Source organism: Planococcus halocryophilus, assembly GCF_001687585.2.
Lineage (GTDB): Bacteria > Bacillota > Bacilli > Bacillales_A > Planococcaceae > Planococcus > Planococcus halocryophilus.
In genome coordinates this window covers 1,996,245-2,011,751 of sequence record NZ_CP016537.2, presented here as the reverse complement: position 1 = coordinate 2,011,751, position 15,507 = coordinate 1,996,245, and the positions used below count along the sequence as shown (strand labels likewise).

At 39.5% G+C, this 15,507-nt stretch carries 17 protein-coding genes; 16 read left to right on the top strand and 1 reads right to left on the bottom strand.

From position 1 onward, the window contains the following. Positions 1–19 precede the first annotated feature (19 nt). On the bottom strand, positions 20–886 hold the full coding sequence (locus BBI08_RS10110) for a YitT family protein (RefSeq protein WP_008497778.1): 867 nt from the start codon (positions 884–886) through the stop codon (positions 20–22). Between the two features lie 107 nt (positions 887–993). Between BBI08_RS10110 and BBI08_RS10105 the strand changes: the two genes are divergently transcribed. The 16 genes from BBI08_RS10105 to BBI08_RS10030 all read left to right on the top strand — a co-directional run bounded on the left by BBI08_RS10105 (position 994) and on the right by BBI08_RS10030 (position 15,493). Continuing rightward, entirely contained in the window at positions 994–1,332 is a 339-nt protein-coding gene (locus BBI08_RS10105) for a nucleotide pyrophosphohydrolase (protein ID WP_065528057.1), read from the top strand. Beyond that, positions 1,329–2,129, top strand: a complete 801-nt coding sequence (gene dapB, locus BBI08_RS10100; protein WP_008497777.1) for a 4-hydroxy-tetrahydrodipicolinate reductase — start codon at positions 1,329–1,331, stop codon at positions 2,127–2,129. Before BBI08_RS10105 ends, dapB begins: the two co-directional genes overlap by 4 nt. A 13-nt stretch (positions 2,130–2,142) precedes the next feature. Then, on the top strand, positions 2,143–2,547 hold the full coding sequence (locus BBI08_RS10095) for a methylglyoxal synthase (protein WP_065528056.1): 405 nt from the start codon (positions 2,143–2,145) through the stop codon (positions 2,545–2,547). A gap of 11 nt (positions 2,548–2,558) precedes the next feature. Then, positions 2,559–3,701, top strand: a complete 1,143-nt coding sequence (gene bshA / locus BBI08_RS10090; RefSeq protein ID WP_008497775.1) for an N-acetyl-alpha-D-glucosaminyl L-malate synthase BshA — start codon at positions 2,559–2,561, stop codon at positions 3,699–3,701. After that, positions 3,698–4,831 carry a CCA tRNA nucleotidyltransferase gene (locus BBI08_RS10085; protein ID WP_008497774.1) on the top strand — a complete coding sequence of 378 codons (1,134 nt, stop codon included), beginning with the start codon at positions 3,698–3,700 and terminating at the stop codon, positions 4,829–4,831. Before bshA ends, BBI08_RS10085 begins: the two co-directional genes overlap by 4 nt. Further along, complete coding sequence (locus BBI08_RS10080; RefSeq protein WP_008497773.1) at positions 4,809–5,795, top strand: biotin--[acetyl-CoA-carboxylase] ligase; 987 nt, start codon at positions 4,809–4,811, stop codon at positions 5,793–5,795. Before BBI08_RS10085 ends, BBI08_RS10080 begins: the two co-directional genes overlap by 23 nt. A 270-nt stretch (positions 5,796–6,065) precedes the next feature. After that, positions 6,066–6,902, top strand: coding sequence for a pantoate--beta-alanine ligase (gene panC, locus BBI08_RS10075; RefSeq protein WP_008497772.1), 837 nt, complete (start codon positions 6,066–6,068; stop codon positions 6,900–6,902). 3 nt (positions 6,903–6,905) lie between these two features. Beyond that, positions 6,906–7,289: an aspartate 1-decarboxylase gene (panD, locus tag BBI08_RS10070; RefSeq protein WP_008497771.1), complete on the top strand. Its 384-nt coding sequence runs from the start codon at positions 6,906–6,908 to the stop codon at positions 7,287–7,289. Between the two features lie 489 nt (positions 7,290–7,778). After that, positions 7,779–10,541: an ATP-dependent DNA helicase DinG gene (gene dinG / locus BBI08_RS10065; protein ID WP_065528055.1), complete on the top strand. Its 2,763-nt coding sequence runs from the start codon at positions 7,779–7,781 to the stop codon at positions 10,539–10,541. A 23-nt stretch (positions 10,542–10,564) separates the two neighbouring features. Then, on the top strand, positions 10,565–10,735 hold the full coding sequence (locus tag BBI08_RS10060; protein WP_008431046.1) for a YpmA family protein: 171 nt from the start codon (positions 10,565–10,567) through the stop codon (positions 10,733–10,735). Positions 10,736–10,743: 8 nt separating this feature from the next. After that, complete coding sequence (locus BBI08_RS10055) at positions 10,744–11,220, top strand: cell wall elongation regulator TseB-like domain-containing protein (protein WP_008497767.1); 477 nt, start codon at positions 10,744–10,746, stop codon at positions 11,218–11,220. 15 nt (positions 11,221–11,235) lie between these two features. Next, entirely contained in the window at positions 11,236–12,426 is a 1,191-nt protein-coding gene (locus BBI08_RS10050; protein ID WP_008497766.1) for a pyridoxal phosphate-dependent aminotransferase, read from the top strand. A gap of 31 nt (positions 12,427–12,457) precedes the next feature. Next, positions 12,458–13,753 carry an asparagine--tRNA ligase gene (gene asnS / locus BBI08_RS10045; protein ID WP_065528054.1) on the top strand — a complete coding sequence of 432 codons (1,296 nt, stop codon included), beginning with the start codon at positions 12,458–12,460 and terminating at the stop codon, positions 13,751–13,753. Between the two features lie 29 nt (positions 13,754–13,782). Continuing rightward, positions 13,783–14,484: a DnaD domain-containing protein gene (locus BBI08_RS10040; RefSeq protein WP_065528053.1), complete on the top strand. Its 702-nt coding sequence runs from the start codon at positions 13,783–13,785 to the stop codon at positions 14,482–14,484. Positions 14,485–14,496: 12 nt separating this feature from the next. Beyond that, positions 14,497–15,177: an endonuclease III gene (gene nth, locus BBI08_RS10035; protein WP_008497763.1), complete on the top strand. Its 681-nt coding sequence runs from the start codon at positions 14,497–14,499 to the stop codon at positions 15,175–15,177. Continuing rightward, complete coding sequence (locus BBI08_RS10030) at positions 15,152–15,493, top strand: YpoC family protein (RefSeq protein ID WP_008497762.1); 342 nt, start codon at positions 15,152–15,154, stop codon at positions 15,491–15,493. Before nth ends, BBI08_RS10030 begins: the two co-directional genes overlap by 26 nt. Positions 15,494–15,507: the final 14 nt, after the last annotated feature.

Genomic DNA, 15,507 nt, shown 5'->3' with positions numbered 1-15,507 from the left:
TCTATATTATCGTTTTAGATTAACCTATCGGACGTTTTTCTTCATCTAGTGTAAACCCTTCGCCCATCACATCATGAACGTCCATTAAGGAAACGAAGGCATGAGGATCAACAGAGTTAATTATGCTTTTTAGTCGAACAATTTCATTTCGTGCAATAACGCAATACAAAACTTCCCGTTCTTCTTTTGTGAAATGACCGTAGCCACGAAGAATCGTGATGCCACGATCCATTTCGATGGCAATACGGCTGGCGATTTCTTCTTGGGAATTTGAAATGATCAATGCGCCACGGCCAGAATAAGCACCTTCTTGCACAAAATCAATAACACGCGCACCAACAAACACTGCTACAAGTGTATACATCATTGAGCGGTGGTCAAGGAATGTTAACCAAGATAGCATGATGACAGCTGCGTCAAAAAGAAACATTGTTTTCCCCATGCTCCAACCTATGTATTTTTGTGCCAAGCGCGCAATAATATCGACGCCTCCTGTAGTACCTCCAAATCGGAATATGATTCCAAGTCCAATCCCAATAAAGACACCGGCAAACAAGGCGGCTAAAAATAAGTCATCTTGTAAATTGATTTGAATTTCGTAAACCAGAAAAACTTTCAAAAAAGCAGAAACTGCTACAGTCCCGATAATAGTGTAAAGAAAAACTTTTCTACCAAGAAGTTTCCATCCTATAAAAAATAATGGGATATTTAATAACAAGTTCATCAATGCGGGGTCCCAATTAAAGATAAAGTACAAAATCAATGTAATACCAGCGAAACCGCCTTCTCCCAATTCGTTTTGGATATTAAAATGAACAAATCCAAAACTGTAAATGGCAGCACCGAGAAGGATAAATAAGATGTTTTTAATTTTTAACTCTTTCAATTATGCCAAGCCCCTTTCGTAAATGTAGACTTCTGTATTATCGTTGAAATAATGTGTTTTGACAACATCTCAAGTTTTCTTTACGATTGACTGAGGAGTGTGATGTAATGAGCGGGGAAAAAACCATGAAACAGCTTCAGCAAGAGGTTGACACATACATTGGGCAATTCAAAGAAGGCTATTTTCAACCGATGGAAATGATGGCTCGTTTAACAGAAGAACTTGGTGAACTTTCTAGAGAAGTCATGCATGAATACGGTCCGAAAAAAAAGAAAAGTTCAGAGGCTGAAAACAGTATCGAAGAAGAAATGGGCGACGTTCTATTTGTTTTGATCTGTATGGCAAACTCTATGGACATCGATCTTGCGGATGCTCATGACCGAGTAATTGATAAATTTAACAATAGAGATCAAAATCGTTGGACACGAAAGGATGAACAAAAATGACAATTCGCGTAGCAATTGCAGGGGCAAGAGGAAAAATGGGTAAAGAAGCAGTACATACAGTTATGAATCATGCCGAAATGGAACTTGTTTCTGTTTTAGATTATAAAAAAGTCGGCGACACAATAGCTGACACAAAATTATTTCCTTCTAATTTCACTGCTCCTATTTATATCGATCTTGAACAGCTCAACGCTGAAACCAAGCCGGATGTACTTGTCGATTTGACTACGCCAGAATTTGTTTACGAACATACAAAACAGGCATTGGAATTGAATATACGACCTGTTGTTGGCACGACAGGTTTTTCGGATGAGCAACTAGAGGAATTAAAGGCGCTTTCAAAAGAATCAAAAATTGGTTGCATTATTGCACCGAACTTTGCAATTGGGGCGGTATTAATGATGAAGTTTGCAGAACAAGCAGCTAAATATTTACCGGATATTGAGATTATTGAAATGCATCATGATCAAAAACTTGATGCTCCTTCTGGAACAGCGATGAAAACTGCACATTTGATTTCACAGCAACGTCCTATTCATGAGCAAGGGCATGTCCGCGAAAAAGAAATTCTCGAAGGTGCACGTGGTGCAAATTACGATGGTATGCGCATCCATAGTGTTCGTTTGCCTGGATTGGTAGCTCACCAACAAGTATTACTTGGCGGGGAAGGTCAAATGCTAACGCTTCGACATGATTCATTTAATCGAGGCTCATTTATGTCTGGTGTGATTTTATCTATTCAAACCGTGATGGAAAAAGAAGAATTGATTTATGGTTTAGAACACATAATCGACTAAAGGGGACGATAATATGAATATAGCTTTGATTGCCCATGACCGTAAAAAAGATGACCTGATTCAATTTGCATTAGCTTACGAGCCAATTTTAGCTGAACATGGACTTTATGCAACAGGAACGACTGGTCAAAGAATCATTGACGAAACCAATTTATCAGTAACCCGCTTTCGCTCTGGCCCACTTGGTGGAGATCAGCAAATCGGTGCAATGATTGCACAAGATGAAATGGATATGATTATTTTTTTCCGTGATCCATTGACTGCACAACCGCATGAACCTGATGTCACAGCGTTAATCCGCCTGTGTGACGTCTATGGCATACCTTTAGCCACGAACATGGGAACAGCTGAAGTTCTTCTTAAAGGGTTAAAAGAAGGCTTTATAGACTGGCGTCTGCTTGGAGAAAGAAGAGGATAGGAGAGAACAGCGTGCGAAAAATGAAAATCGGCATCACTTGCTATCCAACTGTTGGAGGATCTGGTGTTATTGCCACTGAACTAGGAAAAATGTTGGCGGAAAAAGGACACGAAGTTCATTTTATTACGTCTAGCACTCCTTTCCGTTTGAATAAAACGTATCCAAATATCTTTAATCATCAAGTTGACATCAATACGTATTCCGTCTTTCAATATGCCCCTTACGATATTGCGTTAGCCACAAAAATTTCTGAAGTGATCAAAAATGAAGGGCTGGATCTTCTCCATGTCCATTACGCCATTCCTCATGCTGTATGCGCTATTCTTGGGCGCGATATGGCCGGCTCAAACATTGGCATCGTAACAACACTACACGGCACAGATATTACGGTATTAGGATCGGATTCTTCTTTGAAAGAAGCGATTCGCTACGGTATTGAAAAATCTGATATCGTCACGGCTGTTTCTAATTCACTTAGAGACCAAACTTATGAGCTGATCCAACCGGACAAAACGATTGAGACGGTTTATAATTTTGTCGATGAAAGAGAGTATCACCCTAAAAGTGAAACAAAACTAAAGGAACAACTCGGCATCGATGCTGCTGAGAAAGTGATGATTCACGTTTCAAACTTCCGTAACGTTAAACGCGTTCAAGATGTTATCAAAACTTTTTCACTGGCTCATCAACAAATAAGCTGCAAATTATTACTAGTAGGCGATGGACCTGAAATGGGACGAATCATTCAACAAGTGCGGGATTTAGAAATAGAAGAACATGTATTGTTTCTAGGAAAACGAGACGATCTTGCAGAATTTTATAGCATTAGTGACATTAAACTTTTGCTTTCTGAAAAAGAAGCATTTGGTTTGGTGCTGCTAGAAGCAATGGCGTGTGGAGTTCCGGTCATTGGGACAAACATCGGTGGTATGCCTGAAATTATTAATCCGGGAGTCAATGGGTTTTTGGTCGAACTTGGAGACACAGAGCAGGCGGCTCGATATGTAGTTGACATGTTGAGTGATGAGGTACAATTGCAAAATTTACGTCAAGGCGCATTGGACACGGTGTCCGAGCATTTTCATTCTTCAAAAATCCTAGAGCAATATGAAGGTTTATACGAACAGCTGATGCCAAAGGATGAAGAACAATGAATACGGCCATTAAAGTCATCCACACATTAAAAGCAGCGGGTTTCGAGGCATATATAGTTGGTGGAGCGGTACGTGATTTATTGTTAGGGAAAACGCCGCATGATGTGGATGTGGCTTCATCGGCTTTGCCACAGCAAGTAAAAGTATTATTTGATCGTACTGTCGACACGGGCATTGACCATGGAACAGTTTTAGTATTACTAGACGGAGAAGGTATTGAAGTGACGACGTTTCGTACAGAGAGTAGCTATTCCGATAATCGTAGACCGGATTCAGTCGAGTTTGTTCTTTCGCTTGAAGAAGATTTGCGTCGTCGTGACTTTACGATCAATGCAATGGCGATGACTGAAGATCTCAAAATTATTGATCCATTTGGTGGAAAAGAAGATTTGAAAAATAAAGTGATCCGTGCAGTTGGGGATCCGGATGAACGTTTTGAAGAAGATGCGTTACGAATGTTGCGCGCAATTCGGTTTTCAGGACAGCTAGATTTTATTATCGATATGAAAACACTGCTTTCTATACGACGACATGCACGGTTAATTAGATTTATTGCTGTGGAACGGCTAAAGTCAGAGATTGACAAAATTTTTGTCAATCCAAGCATGCAAAAAAGCATGGCTTACTTGAAAGATTCCGTTTTAACGCGATTTTTGCCGGTTGGTGGTTTATTCGAAGTGGACTGGATAACGTATCATACAGACGGAAACCCTACTTATGGTTGGTTATATTTATTGCATCAGCAAAAACGTCAGTTTACGGATATAAAAGATTATCGTTTTTCTAATGAAGAAAAACGACTCATAGAAAAAAGTTTAGAACTAACCGCGTTAAACACGTGGGATCAATGGACATTTTACAAATACACACTGAAACAATTGGAAATGGCTTCACGCGTAACAGGAAAAAAGAAAGATTTAGCTGCTATAAAGCGACAATTGCCGATTCAATCAAGATCTGAACTTGCGGTCGATGGCTGGGATTTAATCGAGTGGAGTGGGGCGAAATCCGGACCATGGTTAAAAGTATGGATTGAGAAAATTGAAAGACTTATTGTATATGGGATATTAAAAAACGACAAAGAATTGATAAAGGACTGGTTTGAAGATGAATATCACAGTCACACTTAAGATAGCAAAACGATTAATGGAATCGAATGGTGAAGCTGTATCAGGTCAGCAGTTAGCAGATGAATTTGGCATTTCTAGAACAGCTATCTGGAAGCACATAAAAGAGCTTGAAGAAAAAGGCTATGATATTGAATCGGTCAAAAGAAAAGGCTATCGCATTGTCACTGCACCAGACACATTAGAGCCTTTAGGTATTCAAACAGGATTGAAAACAAAACGAATCGGCCAAGAAATCGAATATGTCGAAAGTTGTGCATCCACTCAAATTATTGCTCATCAATTAGCTCAAGAAGGAGCTCAAGATGGCACTGTCGTACTTACAGAAACTCAGACGGCTGGACGTGGCAGAATGGCTCGGAAATGGGATTCTGCTGCTAAAAAAGGCGTATGGATGAGTATTATCCTACGACCAGCTGTGGCACCACAAAAAGCACCTCAATTTACATTAGTAACTGCTGTAGCGATTGTTCGCGCAATCGAAGAAGTCACTAAATTGCAACCGAAAATTAAATGGCCGAATGATATTTTGCTTAATGGCAAAAAATGTACAGGCATTTTAACTGAGCTTCAATCCGACGCAGATGGTATACAAGCACTGATTATTGGAATCGGACTAAACGTCAATCAGGAAAAAGAAGATTTTGACCGTGAAGTACAAGATATCGCGACTTCATTGAAAATGGCGAGTGGAGAAACCGTTAATCGTCAAAAATTAGTGCAGTCTGTGTTGTTTTACATGGAGCTTTATACGCAAATGTATATTGATGAAGGATTTGGCATGCTGAAAATTTTGTGGGAAAGTTATTCGACAACAATTGGACAACCTGTCAGAGCTCGTATGACCAATCAAACACTTGAAGGCATTGCCGAAGGAATTACCGAGGAAGGAGTTCTTCAATTACGAACGTCCGATGGGAAACTTCACGGCATTTATTCAGCTGATATTGAAATGGCTGATTCATAAAAGTTAATTGGGCTCACTTTTTCTAGTTTAATGAGCAATGAGCATGGAATATGTTTTTTTCTGAAATTCTGTTATAGTATTTTTAATGGGCAGTATCGTCTACGAACTGCACCAATCAACCGCAAGACACCCAAAATGAATACGAATAAGTTCTGCCTTGATCAGATTCACGACAGGGACGGAGGAAACCTAACGCACATTTACTGTCCTTCTGTCTTTTTTTAGCAGAAGGGCTTTTTATATGGTTTTCTTCCCGAGAGGAGAGAAAAAATGTTGATTTTACAGACGGTAAACGAATTGAAAGAATGGGTTCGTGATACCAAAAAAGCTGGCAAAACAATTGGTCTTGTGCCAACGATGGGTTTTCTGCACGAAGGCCATCTTTCGCTAGTCAAAAAAGCAAAAGCGGAAAACGACAAAGTGGTCATGAGTATTTTTGTTAATCCCGCTCAATTTGGACCTAACGAAGATTTTGATCGGTACCCAAGAGACTTAAAACGAGACCAAGAGCTTGCCGATGTGGCAGGAACTGACGTTATTTTTGCGCCAAGCGTTGAAGAAATGTATCCGCGCGAAAGCCAAATTCAACTATCTGCAGGCGCTCAAGCTGATGTGCTTTGCGGCGCGAAAAGGCCAGGTCATTTTGATGGTGTATTAAAAGTAGTCACCAAGCTGTTTCATTTGGTTGAGGCGGATTTGGCTTATTTTGGCCAGAAAGATGCGCAACAATTAGCGATTATTGAATCGTTAGTGGCAGATTATAATTTCCCAATGGCCATAAGAAGAGGTGAAACGGTCCGTGAAGATGACGGGCTTGCGAAAAGCTCTCGTAATGTTTACTTAAGTGATGCGGAGAGGAACGAAGCACCTCATTTAAGAAAAGCATTGGAAATGGGGAAAGAGTTGGTTTTGCAAGGTCAAGATCCGATTGAGCCAATGACTGTCTATTTAACTGAAAATACATCTGGAATCATCGATTATATTGAATTACTCGATTATCCAACGTTAACAACTACTATTCAACAAGATGCCATTTTGGCATTAGCCGTAAAGTTTGAAAAAGCACGTTTAATCGACAATATTATTTTCAACCAAAAGGGGAACTGACTCATGCTTAGAATGATGTTAAATTCAAAAATCCATCGCGCAACTGTAACAGAAGCCGATTTAAATTATGTAGGGAGCATTACCATTGACCAAGACTTACTTGATGCAGTTGGCATGTTGCCAAATGAAAAAGTTCATATTGTTAATAACAACAACGGTGCACGTTTTGAAACGTATATCATTGCAGGAGAACGCGGGAGCGGCGTTATTTGTGTTAACGGTGCAGCAGCCCGTCTAGTACAGCGTGGAGATATCGTGATTATTTTATCTTATGCTTATGTAATGAATGAAAACGCACGTGACCATAAACCAACTGTCGCCATTATGGATGCTGAAAACCAAATAAAAGAAATTATTCATTACGAACCTGAAGCAACTGTTATGTAAGCGAAAAACTCATAAACAAGAAAGCTTCAAACTGTATAAAAATTCTGGGATCTACGCTCCGTTCGAAGTGCTACAGGAACACATCTTTGCCCTTCGCCGCATTGCGCTCCGGATCCTTGCGTGATTACTCATCAAGCCTCTTGAAAAGTAGATTCGTTGGTTACTCTCGCTAATAAAAGCTACATGCTAACAACCGTTCTGGTCACGAAGACTCCTATGGGACAGCGAAAGCTGAAGACCCCGCAGGAACGCCAGTGACGAGGAGGCTGAAGCTGAGCCCATGGAAAGCGTAGTGGCTAGAACGGTTGTGGTTATACACAACGATACATTTTGAATAGGCTTTGTCTACAGTCTGAAAGCTCCTAAAAAAGGGAGCTTTTTTATTTTGTGTAGCAGAACAAAAGAAGATTGAATTTTCATCTTGAAAGCGGAAAGCGACAGGATATGTTACAATTTTTTTAGGCAATCACCTAAGAAAGAGGGGCTAAGATGAATACGCAAAAGTATGTCGTTGTCGATATTGAAACAACGGGCCATTCCCCTGCAAAAGGTGACCGGATTATTCAACTCGCGATGGTAACAATCGAAAACGGTGAAATCACCGATACATATACAGAATTTATAAACCCGGGTCGCACAATTCCATTGTTTATACAAGATTTGACGAATATTACAGATGCAGATGTTGCAGAGGCTAAGCCGTTTGAGCATTATGCAGAAACGGTTTATGAAAAAATGCAAGATGCTATTTTTGTAGCGCACAATACTAATTTTGATTTACCTTTTTTGCAAGCTGAATTAAAGCGTAGCGGTTTGCCGAAATGGCAAGGACTGACGATGGACACAGTCGAACTAGTCAGGCTAATGTATCCTACAGCATTTAGCTTTAAATTACAGGACATTACTTCTGAGCTCGGCATCCCCTTAGAAAGTGCGCATCGTGCAGATGATGATGCGATGGCAACAGCGTTATTGTTTTTACGGGCTAAACAGGATTTAGTATCATTGCCCTATGCGACATTGGCATTTCTGCATAAGCGGTCGTTTCAGTTGAAATCAGATTTGTCCCGACTCTTCTTTGAACTAACCCAGGAAAAAAGAAACGCACAGGCTGATGATTTTGATAGGTTTCAAGGAATTCCATTAAAGCCAAGACGGTTATTTGAAGAAAGACTAAATAACCAGCAATCCTATTCGCGGGACTGGCGTGATGGATTAGAAAAAGTTTTTCCGAATTTCGAAAAAAGACCAAGTCAATACGATATGATGACATCAATTGAAGAAGCGTTGACTCAGAAAAAAGAATTGGTAATCGAAGCATCTACCGGTATGGGAAAAACGATTGGCTATTTATTGCCAGCAGTAAACTTTGCACTTGATACTGGAAAGCAAGTATTGATCAGTACGTACACGACCCATCAGCAAGATCAACTTGTGCTAAAAGAAGGTAAAATGGTTGAGGAATTTATTGGTGCGCCCGTACGAATTTCATTGATCAAAGGGGTATCTCATTATATCGATTTGGCTAGATTTGTTGAATTGTTGCAAGGGGATGATGAATCCTACGATGAAACGTTTACGATTATGCAAGTTTTAGTTTGGCTGACTGCTACTGAAACTGGGGATTTAAATGAAATCAATGCCTCGAGTGGTGGTCAGTTTGTTCTTGATAAAATTCGTCGTTCACATATACGAAAACTGAGCAAACAAGAAAAACAAGCTGACTTTTATGAGTTTGCATTAAAGCAAGCACAACATGCACATGTCATTGTGACGAATCACGCCTTTTTACTCAATCAACATTTAAGCAAAAAGTCGATTTTAGCTAATGTTGATGCTTATATTTGGGATGAAGCGCACCAAGTCGTTCAAGCAGCAGTTTCTCAACATGAAAAAACATTTGTTTATACACAATGGAAATATATTTTTGGTCAAATTGGCAGTTTAGACGAGAAGCAATTAGCCGCTTCACTATTTGAGACTGCGCAACGTACTGGTTTTTCAACCGTTCCCGAAATGATGAAATTAGAATCGTTATTTTTAAGATTTACAGCTCTTTTTGATGAAATTTCAACCTTCGTTGCAAACGAATTTGCAGCAAATTTTGCAGCGAGCCGTCATAAAAAAAATTCGGCACTCTTGAGTGAATTATCACTCGAAGATAGCCGTTTTACTCAGATGCTGTATTACTTAAACGAATGGATCGATCTGTCTCAGCTTATTTTGCAAAAAGCTGAAAGGTTGACTGAAAAAACCATCAAAGATCAATTGACGATAGCCGATTGGCGCTATTGGACAGAGGAAATGATGGTCAAAGCGGTAGAGTTTAGTGAAATATTCGTCTTTCCATTGGCAGGTGAAGTAAGTTGGATCGATGGCGACTTGAGAAGTTTGCCAACAAGTCTTTCCTTATATAAACGTCCATTTGCTGTTGCGTCTTTAATAGACAAAGTAATGGCTCCAGCTCGACAAGACAAAGCAATTATTTGGTTGTCTGGTACGATGACAGTTCCAGCGAATGAGCGATTTATCGTCAATCAAATCGGTATACCAGAACATGTACCTATTAAAAAATTTGAACCGCCAAAAGATTTTTACCGGGGAGCTCATGTTTATATTGTAGAAGACATGCCAGATATTCAACATGTTTCTCAACATGAATACATTGAATCGGTAGCAGATGCCGTTATCCAAACAGTTCTTGTAACAGAAGGTCGCTGTTTTGTGTTGTTTACATCCCAAGACATGCTACGGAAAACCGTAGACTTAATACAAGACACCGGTTTGCTCGAAGATTATATGTTATTCGCACAAGGTATTTCATCTGGAAGTCGTATGAAGTTATTGAAGTCTTTCCAGCGTTTCCAAAAGTCAGTGCTTTTTGGAACGAATAGTTTCTGGGAAGGAGTAGACGTTCCAGGAGATGCACTTCGTGCAGTAGTTGTGGTGCGGTTGCCGTTTACATCACCAGAAGAACCAATCTTTAAAGCGCGTTCTGAAGTTATTATGCGTGAAGGTGTCAACCCGTTTCTTCAATATGCTTTACCAGAAGCAGTACTTCGTTTGCGCCAAGGATTTGGCCGTTTAATCCGATCAAAAAATGATAAAGGTTTATTTATCGTCTTAGACCGAAGAATCGAGACAAAATCTTATGGTCGAGAATTTATAAGTGCATTGCCTGAAGTTAAAGTATCCAAAGTGTCCTTAGAAAAGATGGTAACCGATATTGAAGCTTGGTATAATAAGCAATGATATAACGAAAGGAAGGCGTAAGCATGGAATCGAAAATTGAAGTGATCTCAACAGTTGAACTTAAGTATCAAACAGATTTATATAAAGTGGTAGACGCCTTAAATCGTACATTGAAAGATAGAAATTTAATGTTCGGACTAGCTCTTGATAAAGAAAATGCTGAAAAAGCGATTTTCACAATTTATAAAACATAGGTGATTACATGAGACAATGGATTACATTTATACTTGGATTTCTGTCTTTTTTGGCAGTGACCATCATCATCTTAGTTTTGTTTTTGGGCAATAAACCTTATTCAGATACAGAAGAGCTCGCAATTGAGCGTGCAAAGAGTGAAAAGTTAATTGAAGATGTAGAGCGAGCATATGTATATACAAATGTTAAAGCATCTGTGACAGTTCTTGGGACTAATGGTAAAGGTGAGTTAATGGCTGTTTTTGTTCCAGAAGGTGATGGCAAGTTGCAAACACTTGCCCTAGTAGATAAAATTACGGCTAAACAAGCACGTGAACTGGTTCTTAATGAAATGGACGTCAAGAAAATACTGCATACAAAACTTGGTATGGAAAGTGAAGAGCCAGTATGGGAAGTTGCTTTTGTGGATGAAAAAGACACTTTAAACTATGTTTATTTATCAGCAGACGATGGTCAATGGCGAAAGCGCATATTGAATTTGTGAAAGGGCGGAAAAAAATTGATCAACTTAGCGAATCGTGTACAAACGTTAACACCTTCTACAACATTAGCAATCACTGCCAAAGCAAACGAATTAAAAGCTCAAGGAGTCGATGTAATCGGTCTTGGAGCAGGTGAGCCTGATTACAATACACCAGAAAACATTCTTGAAGCTGCTTACCAGTCTATGAAAGATGGTAAAACAAAATATACACCAGCCGGAGGACTTCCGGCATTAAAAGAAGCCATTATCAATAAACTGCAAAGAGACCAAGGGCTGAGTTATTCCCCAAAAGAAGTGATGGTCGGGATTGGCGCTAAACATGTGCTTTATACATTATTCCAAGTGTTGTTAAACGAAGGTGACGAAGTAATTATCCCAATTCCGTATTGGGTGAGTTATCCTGAACAAGTGAAATTAGCGCAAGGTGTACCTGTATACATAGAAGCAACAGCCAGTCAGGAGTATAAAATATCTCCTCTACAATTAAGAGAAGCTATTACAGACCGGACAAAAGCAGTGATTCTTAACACACCAAGTAATCCAACAGGCATGATTTACTCAAAAGAAGAATTAGAAGCGTTGGCAGAAGTTTGTCGCGAATTTGATATTTTGATCGTGTCTGATGAAATCTATGAGAAACTAATTTATGGAGATGTCAAACATACATCGATTGCAACTCTTTCAAAAGATGCAAAAAAACGCACGATTTTAATTAATGGTGTATCAAAATCGCATTCAATGACTGGATGGCGCATTGGTTACGCGGCAGCTGATGCTAACTTGATCAAAGCAATGACAGATTTAGCAAGTCATTCTACATCAAACCCTGTGACAACTTCGCAATATGCAGCAATTGAAGCCTATAATGGACCACAAGATGCTGTAGAAGAAATGCGTCAAGCATTTGAAGAACGCTTGGATGTCATATTCCCGAAACTTCAGGCGATTCCTGGATTTACAGTAATTCGCCCACAAGGCGCATTTTATTTGCTACCAGATGTTTCAGAAGCAGCAACTAAAACAGGTTACGCATCAGTTGATGATTTTGTAACGGCTTTGTTAACAGAAGCAAATGTTGCCGTCATTCCAGGTTCAGGATTTGGCGCAAATTCTACGATTCGTTTATCGTATGCGACATCATTAGAAACGTTGACAGAAGCTGTGGAACGTATTCATCAATTCGTAACATCGAAATGGAAAGACTAAGACAACATTATTCTTTGGAGGCTATTGTTTGATGAAAAAAATTACCATTGCCGAAATGGCTAAACATAACGGAGAAACAATTAAACTAGGCGCTTGGATCGCGAATAAACGGTCAAGTGGAAAAATTGCGTTCTTGCAACTGCGCGACGGCTCAGGATTTGTACAAGGTGTTGTAGTAAAGGCTGAAGTAGGCGATGACTTATTCGCTACAGCTAAAGGATTGACACAAGAAACGTCGGTTTATGTAACAGGTGAAGTAAAAGGAGACGAACGCTCGGCTTTTGGTTATGAATTAGCTGTTACCGGCATCGAAGTTATCCATGAAGCGAAAGATTTCCCGATTACGCCGAAAGAACACGGTACAGAATTCCTTATGGACAACCGTCATTTATGGCTACGTTCACGTAAACAACATGCAATCATGAAAATCCGTAATGAAATTATTCGTTCGACTTATGAATTCTTCAATGACAACGGTTTTGTCAAAGTAGATCCGCCAATTTTGACTGGATCTTCTCCTGAAGGAACATCTGAATTGTTTGCAACAAAATACTTTGATGAAGATGCTTATTTATCTCAATCGGGTCAATTGTATATGGAAGCGGCTGCGATGGCGCTTGGAAAAGTATTTTCGTTTGGTCCGACATTCCGTGCAGAAAAATCTAAAACACGCCGTCACTTAATCGAGTTTTGGATGATTGAACCGGAAATGGCATTTATCGAGCATGCGGAAAGTTTAGAAGTGCAAGAGCAATATGTTTCGTATATTGTGCAATCGGTTTTGAAAAACTGCAAATTGGAATTGGAACGTCTTGATAGAGACGTATCGAAACTTGAAAAGATAAAAGCGCCGTTCCCACGTGTTTCTTATGACGATGCGATTAAATGGTTAAACGATAACGGTTTTGATGATATTAAATGGGGCGAAGATTTTGGTGCTCCACATGAAACAGCTTTAGCAGAAAGCTACGACATGCCAATATTCATTACACATTATCCTATTGGTATCAAGCCATTTTACATGCAACCTCACCCAGAACGTGACGATGTCGTACTATGTGCAGACATGATCGCGCCAGAAGGCTACGGAGAAATTATCGGTGGTTCTGAACGGATTCATGATTATGAGTTGATGAAACAACGCATTCAAGAACATAATTTAGATGAAGATGCATATGCTTGGTATTTAGACTTAAGCAAATACGGATCAGTTCCTCATTCTGGGTTTGGTTTAGGCTTAGAACGCACAGTAGCTTGGATTAGTGGTGTAGAACATATTAGAGAATCGATTCCATTCCCACGTCTATTAAACCGTTTATACCCATAAAAATGAATAATAGGAAAGGTGGTTGGGATATGAAACAACCTAATCGATTACAAACGTGGATTGAGCAGGGGAATGTTACCATTTCCCAGCTTTTTTTTCAGTTTTACAAAGAACTGAAGATAACAGACGAGGAAGCAATGTTGCTTATGCACATTCAAGCATTTCAACAAATGGGAAACCAGTTTCCGACACCTGATGAAGTAGGCGCACGCATGATGACTTCTCAAAAAAGCGTAACAACCATGTTACAAAAATTGATGCAACAAGGCTATTTGTCGATCGAACAAACAACAGAACAAGATGTTTTGACAGAAGTTATTTCTTTACAACCTTTATGGGATCGGTTATTGGACTGTGTTTATAAAGAGCAGCATGAAATAAAAGAAAATACCCAAAAAGAGTTGGAAGGGGAGATCTTCCAGTTGTTTGAACAAGAATTTGGACGTTTCTTGTCTCCGATGGAAATTGAAACCATTTCGATGTGGATGGATCAAGATGGCCATACACCAGATGTGATTCGAATGGCACTTAAAGAAGCTGTTATTTCGGAGAAACTGAGTTTGCGTTATGTAGACAGAATTTTATTTGAGTGGAAAAAGAAAAACATTAAAACCTCTACGCAAGTTACTAAGCATGCAAGTTCGTTTAGAGAAAAAAATATCCGGATTCAGCCGACTGAAAATGCAGTGAAAAAAGTTCAATTTTATAATTGGTTGGAAGACCGTAATTAGAAGGTGAAATAGATGATGTCTAAAAAAGAATGGTTGGCTTGTCTACAAGAAATGGATCGTATGTTTCCGGATGCACATTGTGAATTGGTACACCGTAATCCATTTGATTTATTAATCGCGACGCTTTTATCTGCACAATGTACAGATAAACTCGTCAACCGCGTGACGGCTGACTTGTTCCAAAAATATCATGAACCACAAGATTACGTCGCTGTGTCATTAGAAGAATTACAGCAAGATATCCGTTCGATCGGTTTGTTCCGCAATAAGGCTAAAAATATTCAAGCGCTTAGTCGTATCTTAATCGACGAGCACAATAGTGTAGTACCAGCTGACAGAGACTTGCTAATGACGCTCCCGGGAGTCGGTCGAAAGACAGCTAATGTCGTCGTGTCCGTGGCTTTTGGGATTCCAGCATTAGCTGTAGACACTCATGTTGAACGAGTTGCCAAGCGATTAGGGTTGAGTCGATGGAAAGATAATCCGCTTCAAGTAGAAGAAACGATAATGAAAAAAACTCCTGCAGACGATTGGTCTAAAACGCATCACCAAATTATCTTTTTCGGACGCTATCATTGCAAATCACAAAATCCAGGTTGTCATATTTGTCCGCTTTTTGATCGATGCCGAGAAGGGCAAAAACGCGAGAAAAAAGGACTGGTTAAACGTGAAACTGTCACTAAAGTTAACTAAAGAGCAACTTGACCCTTATTTTTTGGAATGGGATCACATTTTGGCGCAATTAGCTGTCTTGCACAAACAGCGCAATAAAGCTGCTGCTGAAATTACCCAAGACGGTCTAACAATCTACAAAAAACTTTTAACGCATTGCCGGATAGCTTTGCAAGATGAAGGATTTGAACCGTTAAATGGCGCAGAGCGTTTGTTGTTTATCGAATCATCTCCAAGTACTTATGCGGCATACCGTCAGTTAGTGGAATTATTTGTAGAACTTAAGAAAATTATCGCGAGAAAACGAATTGAATTTAAGTATTTAAATGAATCATAGAAAAGCCCCGAATG

Coding starts and splice junctions, on each gene's coding strand:
- BBI08_RS10105 (WP_065528057.1), top strand. CDS start 994: ATGAGCGGGGAAAAAACCATGAAACAGCTTCAGCAAGAGGTTGACACA.
- asnS (WP_065528054.1), top strand. CDS start 12,458: ATGAAAAAAATTACCATTGCCGAAATGGCTAAACATAACGGAGAAACA.
- panC (WP_008497772.1), top strand. CDS start 6,066: ATGTTGATTTTACAGACGGTAAACGAATTGAAAGAATGGGTTCGTGAT.
- BBI08_RS10040 (WP_065528053.1), top strand. CDS start 13,783: ATGAAACAACCTAATCGATTACAAACGTGGATTGAGCAGGGGAATGTT.
- BBI08_RS10095 (WP_065528056.1), top strand. CDS start 2,143: ATGAATATAGCTTTGATTGCCCATGACCGTAAAAAAGATGACCTGATT.
- BBI08_RS10055 (WP_008497767.1), top strand. CDS start 10,744: ATGAGACAATGGATTACATTTATACTTGGATTTCTGTCTTTTTTGGCA.
- BBI08_RS10080 (WP_008497773.1), top strand. CDS start 4,809: ATGAATATCACAGTCACACTTAAGATAGCAAAACGATTAATGGAATCG.
- BBI08_RS10060 (WP_008431046.1), top strand. CDS start 10,565: ATGGAATCGAAAATTGAAGTGATCTCAACAGTTGAACTTAAGTATCAA.
- panD (WP_008497771.1), top strand. CDS start 6,906: ATGCTTAGAATGATGTTAAATTCAAAAATCCATCGCGCAACTGTAACA.
- BBI08_RS10085 (WP_008497774.1), top strand. CDS start 3,698: ATGAATACGGCCATTAAAGTCATCCACACATTAAAAGCAGCGGGTTTC.
- nth (WP_008497763.1), top strand. CDS start 14,497: ATGATGTCTAAAAAAGAATGGTTGGCTTGTCTACAAGAAATGGATCGT.
- dinG (WP_065528055.1), top strand. CDS start 7,779: ATGAATACGCAAAAGTATGTCGTTGTCGATATTGAAACAACGGGCCAT.
- dapB (WP_008497777.1), top strand. CDS start 1,329: ATGACAATTCGCGTAGCAATTGCAGGGGCAAGAGGAAAAATGGGTAAA.